Origin of the sequence: Pseudomonas aegrilactucae (genome assembly GCF_019168305.1) — a bacterium.
GTDB classification, from domain to species: Bacteria; Pseudomonadota; Gammaproteobacteria; order Pseudomonadales; family Pseudomonadaceae; genus Aquipseudomonas; species Aquipseudomonas aegrilactucae.
Genome location: NZ_JAHTBI010000027.1, coordinates 94,104 through 116,423, shown reverse-complemented (window position 1 = coordinate 116,423; position 22,320 = coordinate 94,104). Strand labels below are relative to the sequence as shown.

The window sequence follows — 22,320 nt, the reverse complement described above, 5'->3', positions numbered from 1 at the left end:
AAGCCAGCTCCCACAGGATAATCACATGCCCCGAGAACGGTGGGGTACCTGTGGGAGCTGGCTTGCCAGCGAAGGGGCCAGTAGTTACGCCACATCCACCAGCACGATCTCACTGTCTTCCAAAGCCGTCACCCTGAGCACCTGCTCATCTTCCACCGCCACCCCATCCCGGGCTTGGGCGCGCACCCCATTCACATCGATCACGCCCTTGGCCGGTACCAGGTAAGCCCGGCGACCTTCATCGATGCGGTACTCGGCGGTTTCCCCTGCCTTCAGCGTCGCCGCCACCAGCCGTGCATCGGCGCGAATGCTCAAGCTGCCTTCATCCTCCCCACGCCCGCTGGCCAGGGTCACGAAGCCTTCGCCACGCTCCCCTTTAGGGAACGGCCGCACACCCCAGGACGGCGCCTGGCCCACGCTCTGCGGCATCACCCAGATCTGGAAGATGCGCGTGTCCACCGACTCAAGGTTGTACTCGCTGTGGGTGATGCCGGTACCGGCACTCATCACCTGCACGTCACCGGCCTCGGTACGGCCCTTGTTGCCCAGGCTGTCCTGGTGGGTAATGGCACCTTCACGCACATAGGTGATGATCTCCATGTCGCGGTGCGGGTGCGGCGGGAAGCCGCTGCCGGCGGCAATCAGGTCATCGTTCCAGACGCGCAGGGTGCCCCAGTTCATGCGTTGCGGGTCGTAGTACTCGGCGAACGAGAAGTGATGATGGGCATCCAGCCAGCCGTGGTTGGCGTGACCCAGGGTGTTGAAAGGGCGCAGTTGCAGCATGATCGTCTCCTCGGTAATCAGGTTTATGGCGCCTATGATCCATCGAACCAATATCGATAAAAAGCGTAAATATCGGCTCAAAACAATCTACTTATTAGATGTTAGACCTGTGGTAGTTTCCCCGCTTCGTCGCCTAATCCACTGATCTGCAAGCATTCGGCTGGCGATTTGGCGGCGATGGAGCGAACATGGCCGCTGATTGAAGTCCTTACCGGAGTCGGTGTGTCTCAAGAGCGTCCCAAGCTACCCTCGGATCTAACCCCGCCAGCGCAACTGCCCTGGGTCAAACGCCTCGCTGCGCGCCTGCTCGGCCGTGGCTTGAGCCGTCTGCAGGCGCAGCACCGCGACTCCTGGTTCCAGGGCCATGCCAACGGCCAGCGCACCGGGCACGCCGATGGCCTGCGCGAAGGCTACGAAGAAGGGCGCGTGGACGGTTACGAAGCCGGTCGCCAGGTGCTGGTGATCCGCGATACGCGCCCCGACGCGCATGCGGTGCCGGGGGTGGATGACGCCCTGTTCGATGACTGGCGCCTGCCCCTGACCGCCGAACTCAAGAAGCGCTTCAAGGCCGACGTGGCCCAGCGCCTGCCGGCCCACGCACAACCGAGCGCGGCGCAGTGGAAGATGATCTTCAGCGACACCCCGTCCACCTGCGTGATCGCCGGCGCCGGTGCCGGCAAGTCGACCTCGCTGGTGCTGCGCATCCTGTTGCTGTGCCACTACCTCGGTTTCGAGCTGGAGGCGATGACCGTGGTCACCTTCACCCGCGAGTCACGCAAGGACTTCATCGCGCGCCTGGTGCAGGTGTTCGGCCTGTGGCAACTGAGCCTGAGCCCGGTGCAGGCGCGCGAGCTGGTGCGTACCTTCCATTCGCGCATTCTGCCGCTGGTACGCAGCCTGCCCGGGTTCAGCCAGGTGCGTGCGTTCGAGACCCTGGGCAACGAGCAGGCGGGCGGCACAGAGGCCAGCGTCGACAGCAACCCGTTCGACCTGCGCATCAACGATGCCCAGCGCCAGCAACTGAACCTGTGCTACCGCGACCTGCTGGGCAGCAGCCCGCGCTTTGCCGAACTCATCAGCGGTCTGCGCCGCGAAGCCTTGCAGCTCAAGGCGCTGGACCGTGACCACCCCGACGTGCAGAAACGCGTGGCGGTGACCCAGTTGTCGGCCAGCCGCGATGAAGAACTGTGCGATGTGATCGAGGACCTGTGGTTCCAGGCCGGTGCCTGGCCGATCAAGGGCATCGAGCCCAGCCGCGAAACCGTCGAGATCAACGGCAGCCGCTTCCACTTCCATGGCCATATCGCCGAGCTCGACGCCTGGGTGGTACTGGGCTTGGACCCCAAGGAGAACCAGCAGTACAAGCGCCCAGGCGCCAAGCTGCCGGTGTGGGCCGAGTGGGTGATCAAGCGCACGCTGTTCCAGGCCTTCTGCGACAAGCCGGTGATCTGGCTGGAGAACTACGCGGCGGCCAGGCGCCTGACCGCGTCCCTGGCCGGTGATGCGGTGGCGGGCCCTGGCTTCGACTACAAGGTGAAGGGCGAGCTGGGCGCGGCGCCGCTGCTGGATGCGTTCGTCAGTGCTGCGGCGTTCATCGAGAACCTGGGCCTGGACGTGAGCGTGGCGGTGGGCGGCATGAGCTTCGCTCAGGGCGATACCGACGCGCAGTTCTTCGAGGCCCTGAGCCTGTACTGGAAGGCGCTGGAAGGCCACCTGCTCAAGCAGTCGCCGCCGGTGATGAGCTACAACCGCATGTTCGCGCTGTTCGGCGAGAACAACCCGGAAAACCTGTGCCTGCTGCCCGACCCGATGCTGCGCCCGCTGGCGCACCTGATGATCGACGAGTTCCAGGACGTGTCGCCGCAGATCGTGTCGTGGCTGCGCGCCTGCCTGCGCGAGATTCGCCGGCGTGGCCCGGCCATGCACGTGGGGCAGGTGGCGCAACACTCCTCGTTGCTGTGCGTGGGCGATGACTGGCAGTCGATCTATGGCTGGCGCGGCAGTTCGCCCAAGTATTTCATGGAGTTCGCCAAGCAGTTCGTCGCCCCCAGCAGCACGCGTGTGATGCTGGTCGACAACTACCGCAGCCACCAGCACATCATCGATGCCGCCGAGCACGTCGTCCGGTCCGCCCCTGCGATCACCGGCAAGAAGGCCCGCGCCTGCGGCCCAGCGGCCGAGCAGCCGGTGCCGGTGAGGGTCATGGAGCGCGACGAAGCCGCGCTGGCCCAGCAACTGATGGACCATTACCGCGACGGTGAAACAGTGATGCTGCTGTACCGCAAGAGCGTCGACAAGTCGGTGATTGCCGAGCACCTGCAGCCGCTGCTGAACCATGAAGCCAGCCTGCCGGCGGCGCAACGGCGTTTTCGCCAGTTGACCTACCACAGTGCCAAGGGGTTGCAGGCCGACGCGGTGTTCATGCTCGGCGATTGCCAGCACCTGACCCGCTCACCGTACAAGAACCAGGTCTACCGCCAGGCCGGGCTGGGCCGCGCCGGTGACCCCGAAGGCTACGACAACGCGCAGAAGGACGAAATCCTGCGCCTGGCCTATGTGGCGATCACGCGTGCGGTCAAGCACTGCTACTGGCACGTGGAGACGCCGACCGGGGAGGCGGCGAACCTGCCCCGGGCGTCTGTTCAGGTGGACGGGAAGAAGGCGTTCTTCGAGGACCTGCGCGTGGCACAGCCTCAGGACGCCTCGCGGTAGGGGTTGCGCGGGTCGTGCAGCCAGTCCAGGAACGGCTTGCCGGTGTCCTGGGGGACCATCTCGATGCAGTCCTGCACCGGGCAGGTGATCTGGCACAGGTTGCAGCCCACGCACTCGGCGTCGATCACCTCGTACAGGTGACCGCCGCCTGGTTTGCCGAGGCTGGCAATGGCCTGGTGCGAGGTGTCTTCGCAGGCGATATGGCAGCGCCCGCAACCGATGCACGCCTGCTGGTCGATCCTGGCGATCACCTGGTAGTTGATGTCCAGGTACTTCCAGTCGGTGGTATGGCCCACCGCGCGTCCGCTGAAGTCCTGCAGGGTGCGGTAGCCCTGGCTGTCCATCCAGCGTGACAGGCCATCCTTCATCTCCTCGACGATACGAAACCCGTGCAGCATGGCGGCGGTGCACACCTGTACCGCGCCGCACCCCAGCGCGATGAATTCGGCGGCATCGCGCCAGCTGCCGATGCCGCCGATGCCGCTGATGGGCAGGCCGCGGGTTGCCGGGTCGCGGGCGATCTCGGCGACCATGTTCAGCGCGATCGGCTTGACCGCCGAACCGCAGTAGCCGCCATGGGTACTGGCTTCGCCGACGATGGGCAGGGCGATCATGCGCTCCAGGTCCACGCTGGTGATGGAGTTGATGGTGTTGATCAGCGACACCGCGTCGGCGCCACCCCGATGCGCAGCCCGGGCTGACTGGCGGATATCGGTGATATTGGGCGTGAGCTTGACGATCACCGGCAGCGAGCAGTAGGTCTTGCACCAGCGCGTCACCTGCTCGACGTACTCCGGCACCTGGCCGACCGCCGCGCCCATGCCGCGCTCGGGCATGCCGTGCGGGCAGCCGAAGTTCAGCTCGATACCGTCCGCTCCGGTGGCCTCCACCAGTGGCAGGATGGCCTTCCACGATTGCTCGACGCACGGCACCATCAGCGACACGATCAGTGCGCGGTCGGGCCAGTCCTTCTTCACCTGGGTGATTTCCCGCAGGTTGATCTCCAGCGAGCGGTCGGTGATCAGTTCGATGTTGTTGATCCCCAGCACTTCGCGGTTGGGCCCGTAGTGCGCCGAATAGCGCGATGACACGTTGACCGCGGCGGGGTCCTCCCCCAGGGTTTTCCAGACTACGCCGCCCCAGCCGGCCTCGAACGCGCGAACCACGTTGTAGGCCTTGTCGGTGGGCGGTGCGGAGGCCAGCCAGAACGGGTTGGGCGCCTTGATACCAGCAAATTCGATCGACAGGTCTGCCATTTATGCGGCCTCCACAGTCAGGGTCAGTTGGGCATGGATCGCCTCGGCGGCGCGCTTGCCATGCTGCACGGCCTGCACGGTGAGGTCCTGGCCCAGGTGGGTGCAGTCGCCGCCGGCGTACACGCCCGGCAGGCTGGTACGCAATTGCTCGTCCACCCGGATGCGTTCGCCGTCGCGCGCCAGCTGGGCGGCCTGCGGGTCGCTCAGGGCCTGGTCGTCGAACGACTGGCCGATGGCCTTGAAAATGGCGTCGGCAGCCAGCTCGAAAGTCTGCCCGGTGGTCTGCAGGCGCCCGTCCACAAGGTGGGTGCGGGCAAAGCGCATGCCGCGCACCCGGCCCTGGTCATCCAGCAGCACCTGCTCGGGCTGGGCCCAGGTCAACAGGCGCACCTGATTGGCCTTGGCGATATCCTGCTCGTGCACGGTCGCGCCCATGTCCTCCAGGCCGCGGCGGTACACCAGGTTGACGTCATGCGCGCCCAGGCGGGCCATCTGCACCGCCATGTCGATGGCGGTGTTGCCGGCGCCCAGCACGATGCAGCGGTCGGCCAGGGGCAGGGTGCTCAGGTCGTCGGCCTGGCGCAGCTCGCGGATGTACTCGGTGGCGCTGAGCAGGCCGGGCGCGGCTTCGTTGGGCATGCCCAGCTGGCGGCTGGCATTCAGGCCAAGGCCCAGGAACACGGCGTCGAACTGCTGTTGCAGTTCGCCCAGGCTGAGGGTGTCGCCCAGTGCCTGGCCGTGGCGGATCTCGATGCCACCGATCTGCAGCACGAAGTCCAGCTCCTGCTGGGCGAAGTCATCCACCAGCTTGTACTTGGCGATGCCGTATTCGTTGAGGCCGCCGGCTTTTTCCCGCGCCTCGAAGATCACCACGTCATGCCCGTGCCAGGCCAGCCGGTGCGCGCACGACAACCCGGCTGGGCCGGCGCCGACCACGGCAATGCGCTTGCCGGTGCTGGCGGCGCGCTGGAAGGGGTGCTCGGTGAATTCGGCATGGTCGACCGCGTAGCGTTGCAGCAGGCCGATCAGTACCGGCGCGCATTCCTGCGCGCTGTTGCGCACGCAGGCCTGCTGGCACAGGATCTCGGTGGGGCAGACGCGCGCGCAGCTGCCGCCCAGGATGTTGGCCGAGAGGATCTTCACCGCGGCGCCCTGCACGTTGTCCTGCTGGATATTGCGGATAAAGGAGGGGATGTCGATATCGCTGGGGCAGGCGTTGACGCACGGTGCGTCGTAGCAATACAGGCAGCGTGCGCTTTCGGCGGCGGCCTGGCGTGCGGTGAGGGGTGGGGCCAGGTCGCTGAAGTGCGTGGCCAGCGTGGCGTTGTCTTCCTGCGGATGCGGGAGGTGGGTCAAGGCGTTGATCACGGTAGTGGCCTCTTTGTCTTTCTCGTTAGATGGGCGCGGGTGCGCCTTTCGCTGGCAAGCCAGCTCCCACAGGTTTTTCGAGCACTGTGAAACCCTGTGGGAGCTGGCTGCCAGCGAAGCTCTTGATGTCAGCGCTTGACTGCAGACGGCCTGCACTGCTCGGCGCGCTTGCTCAGCAGGTCGAACACCGCCGGATATGCCGGCCGCTCGACATAGCGCCCCGCACCGCGCTCGGCGCGCAAGTCGCCGTCGGCCCACACCAGCTTGCCCTGGCTGATGGTGTGGCTGGGCACCCCACGCACCGTCTTGCCTTCAAAGATATTGAAGTCGACGTTCTGGTGGTGCGTCCTGGCCGAAATCGTGCGCGTGCCTTGCGGGTCCCACAGCACCAGGTCGGCATCGGCGCCCACCTTCAGCGCACCCTTGCGCGGGTACAGGTTGAAGATCCTGGCGGTGTTGGTGGAGGTGAGGGCGACAAAGTCCTGCATCGACAGCCGACCCGTGTTAACGCCCTCATCCCACAGCACCGCCATGCGGTCTTCGATACCGGCCGTGCCGTTGGGGATACGGCTGAAGTCATCCCGCCCGGCCGCTTTCTGCTCTGCGCAGAAGCAGCAGTGGTCGGTGGCGGTGGTGTGCAGGTTGCCGGACTGCAACCCCTGCCACAGCGCCTCCTGGTGCCCGCGCGGGCGAAACGGCGGGCTCATCACGTAACCGGCAGCGGTCTGCCAGTCGGGATGGCGGTATACGCTGTCGTCCAGCAGCAGGTGCCCGGCCAGCACCTCGCCGTACACCGGCTGGCCCTTGGCCCGGGCGTAGGTGATCTCGTCCAGCGCTTCACGGGTCGACACGTGCACCAGGTACAGCGGCGTGCCGAGGGTTTCGGCAATGCGGATGGCGCGGCTGGCGGCTTCGCCCTCCACCTGCGAGGGGCGCGACAGCGGGTGCGCCTCGGGCCCGGTGATGCCCTGGGCCAGCAGCTTGCGCTGCAGGTGGTAGACCAGTTCGCCGTTTTCGGCATGCACCGTGGGCACTGCGCCCAGCTCCAGGCAGCGCTCGAAGCTGGCCACCAGGGTGTCGTCGGCGGCCATGATCGCGTTCTTGTAGGCCATGAAGTGCTTGAAGCTGTTGACCCCGTGCTGGCTGACCAGCTCGGCCATCTCTTCACGCACCTGCTCGCTCCACCAGGTAATGGCCACGTGGAAGCCATAGTCGGCCGCCGACTTCTCGGCCCAGCCACGCCACTGGTGAAAGGCTTCAAGCAGCGATTGCTGAGGGTTGGGAATCACGAAGTCGATGATCGAGGTGGTGCCGCCGGCCAGGCCCGCAGCGGTGCCGGTGTAGAAGTCCTCGCTGGCCACCGTGCCCATGAAGGGCAACTGCATGTGGGTGTGCGGGTCGATGCCGCCGGGCATCAGGTATTGCCCGCTGCCATCGAGCACCGTACAGCCGGCCGGTACCTCAAGGTTGTCGCCGATGGCCCGGATCAGGCCCTCGGCGCAGTACACATCGGCTTTGTAGCTTTCATCATGGGTAATCAGGGTGGCGCCACGAATCAAAAGCGTCATCACGAAGCTCCTCGCAGGCTTGACCGGTTTTTACCGGCTCTAGATTTTTGTATTGATCGGCATCGGAGTAATCCTGGCAGTGCCGTCAAGATTTGAATCTAGTTGGCGATCCGGGATTGGGCAAGATTATTTTTTATAAGCATATTCCTTAATTAAATCGTTGTTTTTTATGGATAAAGATACCTGGCTCGGCCTTCGGGGAACTCTCCTGAGTACCTGCCTTGCTTGACAGCAAGCGTAAATGGTCAAGATTTCTCAGATCACCTGACCGTGATTGCCTTGCTGCAGATGCAAGACTCCCGCACCTCGCGTACGAGGTGCACATAACCAGAAAAGTGGAGCGGCCATGCACCAGACCCGATCGCAAGTGAGCGAGCGTGACGGCTTGTTCGAGCTCGACGCCGGCACCGACGTCCTCGACAGCCCCCGCTATAACCACGACATCGCCCCGACCAAGGTGGGGCAGCGCACCTGGAACAAATGGCACATCACTGCGCTGTGGGTCGGCATGTCGATCTGCGTGCCCACCTACACCCTGGGCGGCGTACTCACGGCGTATTTCGGCCTGACGGTGGGCGAGGCGCTGCTGGCGATTCTGCTGGCCAACACCATCGTGCTGATCCCGCTGACCCTCAATGCCTTCCCTGGCACCAAGTACGGCATTCCCTTCCCTGTGCTGCTGCGCTCCTCGTTCGGCATCATCGGCTCCAACGTACCGTGCCTGATCCGCGCGCTGGTGGCGTGCGGCTGGTTCGGTATCCAGACGATGTTCGGCGGGCTGGCCATCCACCTGTTCCTCGGCTCGATCTGGCCGGAGTGGAAGGCCCTGGGCGGCACCGGCGAGGTCATCGGCTTCATGCTGTTCTGGTGCTTGAACCTGTGGGTGGTGCTGCGCGGCGCCGAGTCGATCAAGTGGCTCGAAACACTCTCGGCACCCTTGCTGGTGCTGGTGGGCGCGGGGCTGCTGGTGTGGGCCTTGCCCAACGTGTCGATCAGCGAACTGATGGCGCAACCGCCCAAGCGCCCTGAAGGCGCCAGCGTCACGGGCTACTTCTTTGCCGGGCTGACCGCCATGGTGGGCTTCTGGGCCACCTTGTCGCTGAACATCCCCGACTTCAGCCGCTACGCCAAAAGCCAGAAGGACCAGATCCTGGGGCAGATCTTCGGCCTGCCGCTGACCATGTTCCTGTTCGCTGCACTGGGCGTGGTGCTGACGGCCGCGTCGGCCTCGCTGGTGGGCCAGACAGTCTCCGACCCGGTGAGCCTGATCGGGCATATCCAGAGCCCGGTGTGGGTGGCCCTGGCCATGGCGCTGATCATCATCGCTACGCTGTCGACCAATACCGCAGCCAACATCGTGTCGCCCACCAACGACCTCCAGAACCTGGCGCCCAAATGGATCGGGCGCACCACCGCGGTGCTGCTCACCGGGCTGGTCGGCCTGCTGCTGATGGGGCATGAACTGCTCAAGAAACTGGGCGTGATCGTGTCTGACGTAAGCCTGGAGTCGGTGTACTCCAACTGGTTGCTGGGTTACTCGAGCCTGCTCGGGCCGATTGCCGGGATCATGGTGGTGGACTACTTCCTGCTGCGCAAACAGACCCTGGACCTCGCCGGGCTGTACCGCGACGACGTGTACCCGGCCTGGAACCTGGCCGGCTTCATTGCCTTCGGGGTGCCGGTGCTGCTGACCCTGTTGTCGCTGCACAGCCCGGCCTTCAGCTGGTTCTACGACTTTGGCTGGTTCACCGGCTCTGCGCTGGGCGGGGTGATCTATTACGCCCTGGGCAGCCTGAGGGGCGCCCGTGCCACCAGCCTCAAACCCACCGTGTAAACCCACGGCCCGCAGAGGCCGGCCATGCAGGAGATGCTCATGCAAACCCAGGACGTTCTGCAAAGTACCCAGGCACATATCAATGGCGAGCGCCTCTGGCAGTCGCTGATGGAACTGGCGCAGCTCGGTGCCACGCCCAAGGGCGGCGTGTGCCGGCTGGCCCTGACCGACCTCGACCGCCAGGCCCGCGACCTGTTTGTGACCTGGGCCGAGCAGGCCGGTTGCACCGTGAGCGTGGATGGCGTGGGCAATATCTTCGCCCGCCGTGCTGGTCGCAACCCCGCGTTGGCGCCTGTGATGACCGGCAGCCATATCGATACCCAGCCCACCGGGGGCAAGTTCGATGGGTGTTTTGGTGTGCTGGCTGGTTTAGAAGTTTTGCGTACTATCAATGACTTGCAGATAGAAACTGAGGCTCCACTTGAGGTTGTAGTGTGGACCAACGAGGAGGGCTCGCGGTTTGCGCCGTGCATGATGGGCTCGGGGGTTTTTGCCGAAAAATTCACCCTTGAAGAAACCCTGGCCAAGGTCGACGCCCAAGGCGTAAGTGTGCGCGAGGCGCTGGATGCGATCGGCTACGCCGGTGAGCGCGCGGTCAGCGGGCACCCGGTGGGCGCGTATTTCGAGGCACATATCGAACAGGGCCCGATCCTGGAAGACCAGCGCAAGACCATCGGCGTAGTGCTGGGGGCGCTGGGGCAGAAATGGTTCGACCTGACCCTGCGCGGCGTCGAGGCGCACGCCGGGCCCACGCCCATGCACTTGCGCAAGGACGCCCTGGTCGGCGCCAGTGCAGTGGTGGCCGCGGTCAACCGCGTGGCGTTGGAGCACCAACCGCATGCATGCGGCACGGTGGGCTGCCTGCAGGCATATCCAGGCTCGCGCAATGTGATCCCGGGCGAGGTGCGCATGACCCTGGACTTGCGGCACCTGGAGCCGGCGCGGCTGGACTCGATGATCGCGAATGTGAAGGACGTGATTGCCTCGACCACGCAGCAGCACGGGTTGACCTACACGTTGACGCCCACCGCGGATTTCCCGCCGCTGTACTTCGACAAGGGCTGTGTGGAGGCGGTGCGGGGCGCTGCTCAGGGGCTGGGGTTGTCGCATATGGATATCGTCAGTGGTGCAGGGCACGACGCGATCTTCCTCGCCGAGCTGGGCCCGGCGGGGATGATTTTTGTGCCGTGCGAGGGTGGCATCAGCCATAACGAGATCGAGAATGCCGACCCCAGGGACCTGGCGGCGGGGTGCGCTGTGCTGTTGCGAGCCATGCTGGCGGCGGCGCAGGCGGTGGCACAGAGGGAGGCGGCCTAGGTGATAAAGAGGATTGTATTTACCTTGCAAGTTACTGATTTTCAATAATTAAAAATCAGAACCTAATGGTGTTTCCAGGCTGTGTCTGCAGTCCTTCTCGCCAACAGGGCCGGTTCCTGCTGGGCCGGTGTTGTTGGTGAGGGGGTGAATCTGTTCAGCCGCACGCCGCGTTTTTTTTGTCGATTGCGTGCCGGAGGGCGTATAAACTGCACGCCACTTTGCTGGTCGCTACCTGAACCGGCAGCTGAAACAAGAGAGTCGAGATGGGCGCACAGTGGAAAGCCAAGCATAGAGAAGTAGCAGCCAACGCCAAAGGCAAGATCATGGGCAAGCTGTCCAAGGAGATCCAGATCGCGGCAAAGGCCGGTGCCGACCCGGACATGAACCCGCGCCTGCGCCTGGCCGTGGAACAGGCCAAGAAGGCCTCGATGACCAAAGAGACCCTGGAGCGCGCGATCCGCAAGGGCGCGGGCCTGGATGGCGACGCGGTGCAGTACCAGCATGTCACCTACGAAGGTTTTGCACCGCATCAGGTGCCGCTGATCGTCGAGTGCCTGACCGACAACGTCAACCGTACCGTGGCGCAGATCCGCGTGCTGTTTCGCAAGGGCCAGTTGGGCGCCTCGGGTTCGGTGGCCTGGGACTTCAACCACGTAGGTTTGATCGAAGCCACCCCGGACACTGCGGATGCCGACCCGGAAATGGCGGCCATCGAAGCCGGTGCACAGGACTTCGAAGAAGGTGAAGAAGAGGGCGCGACCCTGTTCATTACCGATACCACCGACCTGGACGCGGTGCAGAAGGCATTGCCCAAGCAGGGCTTCAAGGTGGTCTCGGCCAAGATCGGCTATACGCCCAAGAACCCGGTCAGCGGGCTCAGCGACGAGCAGATGGCCGAAGTCGAGGCGTTCCTGGAAGCCATCGACGACAACGACGACGTGCAGAACGTGTACGTCGGGTTGGCGGGCTGATCCAGGCGGCCTGGGGCCCCTGAGGGCCCCTTCGCCGGCAAGCCAGCTCCCACAGGTTTTGCGGTGTGTACAAAACCTGTGGGAGCTGGCTTGCCAGCGAAGCAGGCGCCGCCGATTACCCGGCCAACGCCTGTTCGATCTGCGCAAAGTCAGGCCTGCCCAGCACCTGCGGCTCGACACAGCGCGCCTGCAACGCTACCAACCTCTCCGGTCGTTCCTCGCAGCGCTCCAGCAATTCCCCCAGCAACACGCCGAACGCGCGCACCTCGATACGCTGCAACGCCGCAGCCGACTCACTGCCATCCTGCGGATAAAACGATGCCGCGCCGAAATCCCCAAGCAAACCGTTGCCCTGTTCATCGCACAGGATGTTGTGCGCATACAGGTCGCCATGGGCAATCCCGCGCTGGTGCAGGTGCGCCGCTACCGAGGCGATTGCCGCCACCAGACGCTCGACCTGCGCGCTACCCAGCCGGCGCTCGGCCGGGTAGCTGTCGCGGGTGCAGGACTGCAGGCTGGGCGGCCCGGCCAGGTTGAACCAGTGTGGGTCGATCAACGCCATCACCAGCCCCGGCAACTGCTGCGGATGGTTGTCCAGTTGCCCCAGCAGCCCGACCAGGTGCGGGTGCACGCCCGCCGCCACGCACGCGTGCATTTCGTTGAGCGGCGAGCCGTCGCTGGTCATCCGGCCCTTGTACAGCTTGACTGCCACCTCCCGCCCGGCGACCTGCGCCCGGTGAATCACGCCAGAGGCGCCCTGGCCCAGCACTTCGCCCAGCGCCACCGCAGGCCAGTCGATACGCGCACAGTCGCCAGGCGAAGGAGGGGCACAGTAGCCGGCCGGTAGTGGATTGCCGGCATAGGCCAGCCACGCCATGTTCGGCATCGTCAGCAACCAGCCCGGCAGCTCGCGCAGTTGATTGGCCGAGACCCGCAACAGCTCCAGCCGCTCGCAGCGCGCAAGGCTGGCGGGCAGGGCACGCAGTTGATTGCCGGCCAGCATCAGCTTCTGCAGGCGGCTGCAGTCGCCCAGCGCATAGGGCAACGCCTGCAGGCAGTTGTCGGTCAGTACCAGGGCGCGCAAGCGAGGGCCCAGTGCTTGGGCAGGCAGGTGCTCGATACGGTTGCTCTTGAACCCCAGCATCTCCAGTCGGGCACACTGGCCGACACTGGCCGGCACCTCGGTGAACCGATTGTTGGAGCAGAACAGGATCTTCAGCCGATGCAGCCGCCCCAGGTCAGGCGGCAGGCTGTGCAGGGCGTTGCCGCTCAGGTTGAGCACTTCGAGGCTGTCGGCCAGCTCGAAGATTTCAGGCGGGAAATGCTCAAGTGCGCAGCTCAGGTCGAGGCGCGTCACACCGGCCAGGCGGCCGGCTTTCAGATCGTCAAGGGTGTGCATGAAGGCAGGGGCGCATGGGCAAGAAGGACGGCCGCCATGATACCCGACTTAAGTCCCATGGCAGGCTGGCGATTGGCGTCCATACTCGATATTCGCCCTTTTAATAACAACAAAGTTCAGGGTTCTCCGTCGATGACTTATCAGCACAGTTACGCGCGTTCCATTGCCGATCCCGCCGCCTTCTGGGCCGAACAGGCTGACCACCTGGCCTGGTACCGCAAGCCTGCACGCACCCTCACGCAGAATGCCGATGGCACCCACCAGTGGTTCGCTGACGGGCGCCTCAACAGCTGTTACCTGGCCCTGGACCATCAGATCGAGCAAGGCCGAGGCGAGCAGGCTGCACTGATCTACGACTCACCGGTGACCGGCACCCAGCAGACCTTCACCTTCGTGCAACTGCGCGACGAGGTGGCGCGGCTGGCCGGCCTGCTGCGCGAACTGGGGGTGCAGCAGGGCGACGGGGTGATCATCTACATGCCGATGGTGCCGCAGGCGGCCATGGCGATGCTCGCCTGCGCGCGCATAGGCGCCGTGCATTCGGTGGTGTTCGGCGGCTTTGCCGCCAACGAACTGGCCCTGCGCATCGATGACGCCCGGCCCACGTTGCTGCTCACCGCGTCTTGCGGGCTGGAGTTCGACCGGGTCATCGAGTACAAACCGCTGGTGGACAAGGCCCTGCAACTGGCCAGCCATCAGCCGCGCAAGGTGCTGGTGCTGCAGCGCCAGCAGGTGCGAGCCGAACTGATCGAAGGCCGCGACCTGGACTGGCAGGCCGCGCTGGCCACGGCCACCCCGGTGCCGCCGGTGCAGGTGGCGGCGGGTGATGCGCTGTACATCATTTAGGGGTAGCTGTTAACTGTTAGCTTATAAATAGTTCCACAATTTCAGGTGCTTACAGCTCCTAACAGTTTTTTCAGATTCGGGGCTGTTCGACGAACGGTCGTTATTGGAGAGCAGTCGTTAGGAAGCCAATTCACCGCGTCCCATGCATCGTTGTTCCTACCACCCTCGCCATCAGCAAGCTTAAGGTCGTTACCTAAATCCCGGCTTGGTTTCGGTGATCGCTAATGCTTCAGGGATGGCATGGCGAGTTAGTCGACGATTCCCGGGGGGAGTGCGGGTGAGGAGCTAGCAGTCGAGGGGCTAGGCATGATGTTCTGACGGAACACCGGATGAGCCCCTTCGAGCCCCCCAGCCTTCAAAGCCCTGCATTACTACAAGCCAAGATCCCTCCCGAAGATAATCTCGGCCAACTGTGGAGGGGCAGTTCCGTCATCAATCCACCATTGAAGCGCAGCCAGAAGAAAAGCTTCCCATACCGATTCAGGGATCCGAACCACTCTGCGCAAATTCCAATTTCCGAATACTGTACTACCGCGCTTTAGTGAACGTCGCAGCAAACGCATGATAAGACGTTCTATTACTGTGCGCCCTTGATGGTCGGAAAGTTGGGTCGAGGGGGTTGGACGATAAATATAATCCGGCGCAGATGCGCAGTTTTTGATTTCATCAGAGATGACGACTGGGGTTTTCAGGGATACAGCCGCATGAAGAATTGACCTGGTGGCTTGCAGATCGAACCGGAGCGACGGATCTGTTAGATGCTTTACGATTGGAGAGGGCTCTGTGTAATAGGACGCCATCTGAGAGTTTATGCAATGAGAAAAGTTAGGGTGCCCCGTCCATATGTGCACGAGCTGCACTCCCGGATTTAAACATGCGCCTATGACTTGTCGCGCTTGCGTAAGGATTTTTCTGTTTGACATGATCAGCTCTTCTCAGTGTTCGAAAAATTGCGAATGTCAAAATGGTATGAGACGGTTAATGACGATCCACTGCCTATAAATGCTAATGCTCAGAAATTTCGACTGTGCTGAAGCATCGAGGTGGTGCAGCCTGAAAGATTCCGAGCCAACCTCAATTCGCTGAATACCTGGCCTCCTAGATTGTCAGGAATCCGTTGCGAACAAAGAATTTTGAAATCAAATCTCTGATGACCTCACGATTCTCAAACGCCTGCTTGATCGAGTACCCTGCCTTCATTATCTGATCAACGGCCTGATATTCCACCTGACTTACGAAGGCCTTAGTTCTTTCCTTGTCAAGACGCAGCTCCGGTAGTGGCTTCCCAGAATTCTCGTACACGAGCCCTTGCATAATGCCGCAAATGCAATTTCCAAATCCTTGGGCGTAAAAGTGGGGTGTGGTTTTCAGATGCTTCGCTAGCAGTTCACTGAAGTAGCTTATGTCCGCCTCACCAAGCAAGGCGCGAAGCTGCCCAAAATCAACGTGGATGCCAATGCTGGGATCTTGGCATTCAAACATTGACTGGTACTCTTCAATCGTCTCCTTGGAGGGTGAAAGCGCTAAATATGCTTCGTTACACCCTGCTAGCGGCTCATGAAAGATCTGATCGGTGGCCTTACCCGCCTCGTCAAGGGATGGGAAAAGAGCCGCAGCGATCGCTCGGACGAAATGCCAGGCCTCGTTGTCTTCCAGATTTATCTCGACGCTCAAGAAGCCCCGGAAAGCCTTCAGATCTTTCCAGCTCGTGAAGGCTGTGATGGGCTCTTTGGTGATCGAGAGGAAGGCATTGAAGGCATACAGGCTTCCCCATATATCCACTTGGGCACAGGCGGCATCGACCTTATGCTTGACGGCCTCTTCATTCAGCACGCCTAAGCGACGAAGAGTGCCCCTGTCATGAAGCTTGATTTGCGTGAGAGTGATCATTCTGAGTGGTACCTCGTGTTCACGTTGAGGTGGGCTAGATGTCCGTGGATGAACTCAGGGTAGCATGGGTTTTTGATTGTGCTTCCTGTGGAAAAGTTAAGGCGGGAGGTGCGGTTTTCAATATATTATTAAGTCGTCGATCGTAACTTTGGCTGGTTGGATATTTCTGTGTGATGTTGAGCGAATATATAGCTGTATAAGAAAGGTGGTTTAAAGTTTATTTGGAGCCTATGTGGCGAATGGTAAGGCGCCAGTAGGGGCGTATCTTGCTAGTAGAGCTTATTAGGCTAGTAAATTGCCATGGGCAGCTTTGGGGGTAACTAAAGTTTTCCAGCAGGCGGGTCGAATTTCAAAGGAAAAATTATGTTGGCAGCACTTGCGGCGGAGACAATATTTTGTACCAACTTGCCGCTCGGAAGGCACTTGCTGACTCCTTGCAAACGCCATCCTCGCCTCCCATTTTGAACGCTCAAAAGCCCGTCTCTCTGGCTGTTGCTGAATTCGAGAGCCTACATCTCACCAACTGCCGAAGCCGTGCAGCGGATACAGCTGCTGACTACAAGCTAAGCCGACCTGAGCGTCGAACCATGGAGGATTTGAGGTCTGACGACCTTATTTTGGACTGGAAGCTTCAGCGGGGTGAGTCCGGTGATGTGCTCGATCCGGATGGGAAGACGATTTTCAAACCAGGCACTATGCAAACCTTCGAAAGTGCTCAGGATGCTTTGACTATGGTGGCGTTCTCGCTTGTTTGTCGTGGGGGGCGGGAGGGGGGCGCCCCCCATCGCTTCCAATCGATCTTGCCATTAGCACCGGGGTCAACCCAATGACCCATTCATGGATTCAACTGAACGTGTACTGGGCTGTCCCCTGGCTGGCCTCGGGCGGGAGCTTCTACAAAGCTATCAGCTCCAGCTGTGGAGCAATATGGGTTTTCCAATGGGGCAGTAGCGGTAAGCACACCAAGTGATACATAAGCCAGCTCGCATAGATGCTGGAATGCAGGTAGCAATTGCCTGACGCTAGCTTCCCGTGCGCCAATTCGTGGCGCAAGCATGGGCCGCCTTTGAGGTTGAACAGGAGATCGATCTGGTAGATCAGGTCGACGCCAAAAATCGACTCCAGTTCATCTCGCCGTTTCGTGAACAGCCCGCTGATAGACCTGTCTTCTTGCAGCATCTCCTCATCCAACTTCGACGTCTCGATTCCTGCGTCGCTTAGCACGTGGCGTAGCGAGTTTTCCAGCTGAGGGAAGAGCAGATGACAGGCTGACATCATGTCGCCCTGAAGGAAGCGAGCAAGGCCCAAGGCATAGATGTTTTCGAACCCAGGGGGCACAAACGGGCTCGCAGTCGCTAGCACCATCAGATGTCGGTCATCGACAGGAAACTTGCCCAGCAGCGTTTGCGCAGCGGGTTTGATCAGACTCTCGACCTGCATCTGATAATGGATATCCAGATATCGCAGGCTTTCGTGATCATACCATTCTGGCGGCGGTGTCTCATTGAGATTGATGTACGGTGCTTGGGTTATAACCCGGCCCAACGCGTCAGTGTAGATCCGCCCATTCAGCAGATCGGTCAGGAGTGAATCACTCCGATCACCGATGATCTCGGTGTGTAATGCAATTTTCTGTGGTACCTGGCAGATCTGAGCAAGCCTGTAAAAGAAATCAGGGAGCGTCAAACGTCTGAAAAAGTCGATCGTCCCTTGGCGCTCCTCGTCCAATTCCATCGGAATTTGGAATACCGATAGCTCATGGGCTGCCTGCGCCTGCAGTTCCAGCAACTCGGCTTTCAGGGCCGCCAACTCTTTCTGCATTCCAGGTATTGAGCGAAGCTGTTGTATGGCATCCCTCGTCCAACTTGCCTTGGACAGATCGCTGTCTACCCCTTCGCGCATCTTGAGAATCTGCTCTACAGATTTTAGCTTGCAGCGCTTGTAGGCCTCTTGATCATTCGACCGTCGATGGGCGAAGGCCGCCAGCTCCCAAACCATCTTCACGGCCATTGCGTAATGGTTAGCCTCAGCCTTGTTCGCTGATTGCTCAGCGTCGTGCGCGACCTGCGTCCAGTCGATGATTTTGAACGCTTGGCCTAGGCGTGCAAGGCGGTCAAACGACGGATAGCACCGAAGTACCTCGGCTTGGAGGTACAACCGCTTCCACATGGCGATTGCAATGTCTGGGGGGGTATTTCGCTTGCCAGTGTTCGACACGATTTGAAAGACCCGCTCAATCAGATCAATGATCTTCGAGGAAAGGCCAGAAGGAGGCTCGTAGCGGTATGAGAGTTTGTCGTCGAGATAGAATTCGATCGCCTGGCAGTACGACTCGATTGCCACGCCGGCACTCTGATGTAGGTTTCTATGGTTGTACCAGGCCACATCCGCCACACGAGCCCGTAGCAGCGGGTGATCGATATCGCTGCAGATGGCCGCGAGCACTTGGCTCTGCTCGCCCGCGATGTCTGATGGGATAGGGGTACGCATTCCATCCCTGACTAGCCGTGGCCCGAACGCATCCTGGCGATCAACCGAGAAATGGTAGGAGCAGACAACCATCAAGACCCTGTATGCGCGATGCGCCCCAAGATTGCCTTCGGCAAGAGCCTTCCGGGAGAGGGCGCTGAACTGCGAGTCGATCGAGTAGAACTCTAGCGTGTCGAGGGTTTCCAGCAGGCTGCCGATTTTAGTCTGAGAGAAGTCCTCAGCTGTGGCCAGCTTCAGTTGGGAGTCCTGTATCTCGCCACCCTCCGATGGGCTCAGTTCTTTACCTGGTTCACCCGAAGTGGATCTTGAGCCCTGTGGGATATTTGAGTTCATTGCTCATCCTTAAGGTCACTGTTTCGAGTCGATGGATCAAGCACTGGGCGGTCGCGGCCTCGTCAGGCTGGCCTGTAAAGCCGACCTGAGAGCGTTTACGGGTAATCCTGCATGGTAGATCACCACGGTTACCCAACCACAATCAGGGTATGAAGGGCAGCTACACCGCAGGGCTATGGGTCATGACGCCTGTACGCTGGGCTTCACGACTTCTTCATGCGATTACTGACGGTTTGCCGAGAAATCCCCAGCTGTCTCGCAACCTCGGCCTGGCTATAGCCTAGATCGACGAGCTCCTTGATTTGCTCTCTCAACTCAAGGGACGCCGCGACGATTGGGTGTGGCTTTTTCGACGGGAGGGCCGGTATCTCACTGCAGAGCAAGCCTGTGGACTCAAGATCTTTTGCAAGGTGATCCAAAATCTGTTGTGGCGTCTGTCCACGCTCTGCAGCGTAAGCGAGCGTCAACAAGGTCAATGGATCCACCCCCAGTGCTTTCGCGATGTCTTGACTAACGTCTAGCGTCACAGATCGAGCACCCGCTTCGAGACGACTGATGTAGCTAGGGTCGACGGCCTCTGCCAAATCCTGCTGCGATGACTCGCGGCGGGTACGGAGCAATTGCAAGGCTGCGGCAAAGGCTGTGCGAAGCGACATGGGCGTTTCCGGCAAACGCAACGATATGCTGAATTTGCCTTGTCATATGCAAATGACTATAGTCAGCGGTATTGGCATTGAGGCGCTCTTCGCGACCGAGCCCCTCTGCCAAGCGGGTTCTATCAATATACGCTTAAACCGAATTTCAGCTCCGGCGTGCAACGTATCGGGTCTCGACCCAGTAGGCGCATTCCAGCGGCCAGGCCAAAATCACCAGCCCATGAAAGTACTGATTTACTCCGACCTCCACATCGAGTTCAAGCCTTTTGACCCCCCTGATGTCGAGGCAGACCTAGTCGTGCTCGCCGGCGATATTGGCATCCAGGCAAAAGGGGTTTTGTGGGCAAATCAGGCTTTCCAATGCCAAGTGATCTACTGCGCTGGAAATCATGAGCACTACAAAGGCCACCTCGACAGGACGGTCGAGAAGATGCGAGCTGCAGCAGCCCCGCACGTCCATATACTGGAAAACGAGTCGATGACGATCGGAGGCGTGAGGTTCTTGGCAGCTACCGCGTGGACGGATTTTTCGAGCACGGGAGATGTGGCTGCGGCATCCAGGACATGCGTCCGCGGGATGAATGATTTTCGGATGATCCGTGCGGACGCGAATTATCGTCGTTTACGGCCAGGAGATTTGGTTTTCAAGAATCTGACTACCAGGGCGTTCCTTAGCCATGAACTGAGCCAGCAATTCGACGGAAAGACATTCGTGATAACCCACCATTCACCGCTGCCTGACGTTTCAGGCGATGAGGAGGGTGGGCATATCAGTGCGGCTTACTACAACCGCTGGCATGGCTTAGTCGAGCAGGCTGACTTCTGGGCGTTTGGTCACACTCATCATTCAGTAGATACGATGCTGGGCGGATGTCGCTTGCTCTCGAATCAGCGCGGATATCCTGGCGAAAATTGCGGGTTTGACCCCGAAAAGATTATTGAGATTGAGTGAGGAATGCTGAACGTGAGTGCTTGTGAATCGATCGAACTTCCAATGGAAGTCGTCAAGGCAGCCCGAATTGGTTGGGGGGTTACGATTGACGCGTACCTGGTGGATTCGGCGCGGGTAGGTGGTCGTCTCACGGGCTTGGTCTACTGCGATCTCTCAGGTGTGAGTGCCGACGGCATGACAGTAGTGACCCCGCCAGTTCGCGATGTTCGCCAAGTCAATGGCTACACGCTGGTACGCAGCGTGACGGGCCGAGATCATTACGTGATTGTCTCAAAGTTATTGGAGCGCGCGATAGGAGAATCCTGAGGATGCTTACCGAGCCGTAGGAAAACTCTAGCTGTCCAGTCGTCGGCGACATTTAAGGCAATGGCGATTTTGAATCAGTAACTCCATTTGGTGAGCGCCCGAGCCTGCTCATCGGGTTGCTCAGTCTCTGCTTAGCAAATACTAATAGTGCATCCAGCACTAAGGGAAGTTATGTCTGATCTCAAGAAAATGCAACTTACTATCAAGAATTACAATCATCAAAGTAGTGGCGATCTTGATGCCTTGTATGGTCAAGTTCGGTGCGAGGATAGTGAGGGAAAAACCTTTCATTTCAAGGAGGTCGTCATGCTTGATTATCTCAAGAGGCACGGTGCTCTGATGACTGATAGTCCAAGGATTTGGTATTACAAGCACTTGAACAAAAAATCGATTGTTCTCGTGGCTTTCGAAAAAAGTAACGGGAAAGTCGAATATGATTTGGATCATTTGAAGCTTGTTGCTAGGTCTAGTATTATGAAAGGGATTGTATTTTCATTGGCGGCAATTCCAGCGGGTCTAACCATTGCAACTGCGACGTACGGTCTCGGCTTGCTGTTCATTCCGGTCGGTTTCTACTACGGGTATCGTAGTCTCTTCAAAATTCCGGGGATGCTGCGTCGCAAACGGCTGGTAAGCGAGCTAGAAGCTCATGGAGTTGTTGTACGATAGCTTTACTGCGCAAGGCTGGCTAAAATTTCATAGGGTTCTACGTACCGAAGAGGATGCAAAATGATAGCGGCGGTAGTCTTTGACCTGTTCGGTACGCTCGTCGAAATTCAAAATCGTCAGAATCCCTATCGAAGGCTCCTTCTTATAGGAAATCAGCAGGGGCGAGCGGCGTCTCCGAACGATCTGCGCTTCATCATGGCCCTCAACGGTGGGCTGAGAGAGGCAGCTGAGGCATTGGAGATTTGGCTTTCCTCTCACCAATTGATCGAGCTTCAAGACTTGCTTGATCTTGAATTCGACTCAATCAAGCCTTTTACTGACGCAGTCCCTGCTCTTGAACTATTGCGAAAGCATGAGATAAAGGTTGCTGTGTGTTCAAATTTGGCCGGGCCTTATTGTTCTATTGCCAGGCGCTTGTTTCCAGAGCTTGATGGATATGCGTTGAGTGCTGAATTAGGCCTGCTTAAACCAGATTACGAAATGTACCAAAGCGTCTGCGAGATGCTAGGCGTTCGGCCTAATGAGCTATCAAGAACTAATCCTGATCGGGTCTTAATGATTGGGGATTCCAAGCGGTGTGACGAATCCGGCCCGCGATCTTTCGGGATTTCAGGGCATCACTTGGATCGCTCGGGGGGAGGGCGGTTCCAGGATTTGCTCTCTTTTGCGAATTCCATTGTTGCAGAGGGTAGTGAGTTCTGTTCTCGGACTTAGTCAATTATTAAAAGTCAACAGATACCAGGCTAAAGCAACCTCGGCGGCATGGACAGCTTAAAGGATGCTTGTCGTAGAGAGCGCCGATTGATGACTATTGATCGCACCAGCCTATCTTGCTTAACCCAGTAAATCGGTACTGGTCATTCGTTTCTTGATAGATCCCAACTCGAGAAACTCGGCCAGCCTCTGCTCGCTCCACCCAATCCTCAACCAAAAACTCCCGTCACGGCTGGTTAGTTTAGTGGCTAGGGGT

General features: G+C 60.1%; 16 protein-coding genes and 1 pseudogene. 9 read left to right on the top strand and 8 right to left on the bottom strand.

What is annotated here, in order from left to right:
* Window positions 1–84: 84 nt before the first annotated feature.
* A complete protein-coding gene (locus tag KUO17_RS08815) occupies window positions 85–783 on the bottom strand; it encodes a pirin family protein (RefSeq protein ID WP_217975040.1) in 699 nt (232 codons plus the stop codon).
* Between the two features lie 177 nt (window positions 784–960).
* Here KUO17_RS08815 and KUO17_RS08810 point away from each other — a divergent pair, with 177 nt between their 5' ends.
* Entirely contained in the window at window positions 961–3,495 is a 2,535-nt protein-coding gene (locus KUO17_RS08810; RefSeq protein ID WP_217975037.1) for a UvrD-helicase domain-containing protein, read from the top strand.
* Here the strand turns inward: KUO17_RS08810 and preA are convergent.
* The 3 genes from preA to hydA form a co-directional block, all read right to left on the bottom strand.
* A complete protein-coding gene (preA, locus tag KUO17_RS08805; protein WP_217975035.1) occupies window positions 3,477–4,751 on the bottom strand; it encodes an NAD-dependent dihydropyrimidine dehydrogenase subunit PreA in 1,275 nt (424 codons plus the stop codon). The genes KUO17_RS08810 and preA overlap by 19 nt on opposite strands.
* Complete coding sequence (locus KUO17_RS08800) at window positions 4,752–6,119, bottom strand: NAD(P)-dependent oxidoreductase (protein ID WP_217975033.1); 1,368 nt, start codon at window positions 6,117–6,119, stop codon at window positions 4,752–4,754.
* A gap of 128 nt (window positions 6,120–6,247) precedes the next feature.
* Window positions 6,248–7,687 carry a dihydropyrimidinase gene (gene hydA / locus KUO17_RS08795; protein WP_217975031.1) on the bottom strand — a complete coding sequence of 480 codons (1,440 nt, stop codon included), beginning with the start codon at window positions 7,685–7,687 and terminating at the stop codon, window positions 6,248–6,250.
* 346 nt (window positions 7,688–8,033) lie between these two features.
* Between hydA and KUO17_RS08790 the strand changes: the two genes are divergently transcribed.
* From KUO17_RS08790 to KUO17_RS08780, 3 genes are all read left to right on the top strand, one after another.
* Complete coding sequence (locus KUO17_RS08790) at window positions 8,034–9,521, top strand: NCS1 family nucleobase:cation symporter-1 (RefSeq protein WP_217975029.1); 1,488 nt, start codon at window positions 8,034–8,036, stop codon at window positions 9,519–9,521.
* A gap of 39 nt (window positions 9,522–9,560) precedes the next feature.
* Window positions 9,561–10,838 carry a Zn-dependent hydrolase gene (locus KUO17_RS08785; RefSeq protein ID WP_425274840.1) on the top strand — a complete coding sequence of 426 codons (1,278 nt, stop codon included), beginning with the start codon at window positions 9,561–9,563 and terminating at the stop codon, window positions 10,836–10,838.
* A gap of 263 nt (window positions 10,839–11,101) precedes the next feature.
* On the top strand, window positions 11,102–11,809 hold the full coding sequence (locus tag KUO17_RS08780) for a YebC/PmpR family DNA-binding transcriptional regulator (RefSeq protein WP_217975027.1): 708 nt from the start codon (window positions 11,102–11,104) through the stop codon (window positions 11,807–11,809).
* 115 nt (window positions 11,810–11,924) lie between these two features.
* Here the strand turns inward: KUO17_RS08780 and KUO17_RS08775 are convergent, their stop codons facing one another.
* Window positions 11,925–13,208: a leucine-rich repeat-containing protein kinase family protein gene (locus KUO17_RS08775; protein WP_217975025.1), complete on the bottom strand. Its 1,284-nt coding sequence runs from the start codon at window positions 13,206–13,208 to the stop codon at window positions 11,925–11,927.
* A 132-nt stretch (window positions 13,209–13,340) separates the two neighbouring features.
* Here KUO17_RS08775 and KUO17_RS08770 point away from each other — a divergent pair.
* Window positions 13,341–14,051 (top strand): annotated as a pseudogene (locus tag KUO17_RS08770) (AMP-binding protein); the annotation flags it as partial.
* 1,101 nt (window positions 14,052–15,152) lie between these two features.
* On the opposite strand, the gene KUO17_RS08765 reads toward KUO17_RS08770, so the two are convergent.
* From KUO17_RS08765 to KUO17_RS08755, 3 genes are all read right to left on the bottom strand, one after another.
* On the bottom strand, window positions 15,153–15,944 hold the full coding sequence (locus KUO17_RS08765; RefSeq protein WP_186517001.1) for a hypothetical protein: 792 nt from the start codon (window positions 15,942–15,944) through the stop codon (window positions 15,153–15,155).
* Between the two features lie 894 nt (window positions 15,945–16,838).
* Window positions 16,839–18,767: a DUF7380 domain-containing protein gene (locus KUO17_RS08760; RefSeq protein ID WP_238337597.1), complete on the bottom strand. Its 1,929-nt coding sequence runs from the start codon at window positions 18,765–18,767 to the stop codon at window positions 16,839–16,841.
* A gap of 203 nt (window positions 18,768–18,970) precedes the next feature.
* The gene (locus KUO17_RS08755; RefSeq protein WP_186517002.1) at window positions 18,971–19,423 is read right to left on the bottom strand and encodes a helix-turn-helix domain-containing protein; all 453 of its coding nucleotides are present in this window, start codon (window positions 19,421–19,423) and stop codon (window positions 18,971–18,973) included.
* A 220-nt stretch (window positions 19,424–19,643) separates the two neighbouring features.
* On the opposite strand from KUO17_RS08755, the gene KUO17_RS08750 reads away from it, so the two are divergent.
* The 4 genes from KUO17_RS08750 to KUO17_RS08735 all read left to right on the top strand — a co-directional run bounded on the left by KUO17_RS08750 (window position 19,644) and on the right by KUO17_RS08735 (window position 22,064).
* Window positions 19,644–20,375, top strand: a complete 732-nt coding sequence (locus tag KUO17_RS08750) for a metallophosphoesterase (RefSeq protein WP_186517003.1) — start codon at window positions 19,644–19,646, stop codon at window positions 20,373–20,375.
* A 3-nt stretch (window positions 20,376–20,378) separates the two neighbouring features.
* Window positions 20,379–20,681: a hypothetical protein gene (locus KUO17_RS08745; protein WP_186517004.1), complete on the top strand. Its 303-nt coding sequence runs from the start codon at window positions 20,379–20,381 to the stop codon at window positions 20,679–20,681.
* 171 nt (window positions 20,682–20,852) lie between these two features.
* Complete coding sequence (locus tag KUO17_RS08740) at window positions 20,853–21,350, top strand: hypothetical protein (protein ID WP_186517005.1); 498 nt, start codon at window positions 20,853–20,855, stop codon at window positions 21,348–21,350.
* A 60-nt stretch (window positions 21,351–21,410) separates the two neighbouring features.
* Window positions 21,411–22,064 carry an HAD family hydrolase gene (locus KUO17_RS08735; protein WP_186517006.1) on the top strand — a complete coding sequence of 218 codons (654 nt, stop codon included), beginning with the start codon at window positions 21,411–21,413 and terminating at the stop codon, window positions 22,062–22,064.
* Window positions 22,065–22,320: the final 256 nt, after the last annotated feature.

Bases quoted from the DNA above. Each gene is read 5' to 3' on its own strand.
- KUO17_RS08815 (WP_217975040.1), bottom strand. From the start codon at position 783: ATGCTGCAACTGCGCCCTTTCAACACCCTGGGTCACGCCAACCACGGC.
- KUO17_RS08810 (WP_217975037.1), top strand. From the start codon at position 961: ATGGAGCGAACATGGCCGCTGATTGAAGTCCTTACCGGAGTCGGTGTG.
- preA (WP_217975035.1), bottom strand. From the start codon at position 4,751: ATGGCAGACCTGTCGATCGAATTTGCTGGTATCAAGGCGCCCAACCCG.
- hydA (WP_217975031.1), bottom strand. From the start codon at position 7,687: ATGACGCTTTTGATTCGTGGCGCCACCCTGATTACCCATGATGAAAGC.
- KUO17_RS08790 (WP_217975029.1), top strand. From the start codon at position 8,034: ATGCACCAGACCCGATCGCAAGTGAGCGAGCGTGACGGCTTGTTCGAG.
- KUO17_RS08785 (WP_425274840.1), top strand. From the start codon at position 9,561: ATGCAAACCCAGGACGTTCTGCAAAGTACCCAGGCACATATCAATGGC.
- KUO17_RS08780 (WP_217975027.1), top strand. From the start codon at position 11,102: ATGGGCGCACAGTGGAAAGCCAAGCATAGAGAAGTAGCAGCCAACGCC.
- KUO17_RS08775 (WP_217975025.1), bottom strand. From the start codon at position 13,208: ATGCACACCCTTGACGATCTGAAAGCCGGCCGCCTGGCCGGTGTGACG.
- KUO17_RS08765 (WP_186517001.1), bottom strand. From the start codon at position 15,944: ATGATCACTCTCACGCAAATCAAGCTTCATGACAGGGGCACTCTTCGT.
- KUO17_RS08760 (WP_238337597.1), bottom strand. From the start codon at position 18,767: ATGAACTCAAATATCCCACAGGGCTCAAGATCCACTTCGGGTGAACCA.
- KUO17_RS08755 (WP_186517002.1), bottom strand. From the start codon at position 19,423: ATGTCGCTTCGCACAGCCTTTGCCGCAGCCTTGCAATTGCTCCGTACC.
- KUO17_RS08750 (WP_186517003.1), top strand. From the start codon at position 19,644: ATGAAAGTACTGATTTACTCCGACCTCCACATCGAGTTCAAGCCTTTT.
- KUO17_RS08745 (WP_186517004.1), top strand. From the start codon at position 20,379: ATGCTGAACGTGAGTGCTTGTGAATCGATCGAACTTCCAATGGAAGTC.
- KUO17_RS08740 (WP_186517005.1), top strand. From the start codon at position 20,853: ATGTCTGATCTCAAGAAAATGCAACTTACTATCAAGAATTACAATCAT.
- KUO17_RS08735 (WP_186517006.1), top strand. From the start codon at position 21,411: ATGATAGCGGCGGTAGTCTTTGACCTGTTCGGTACGCTCGTCGAAATT.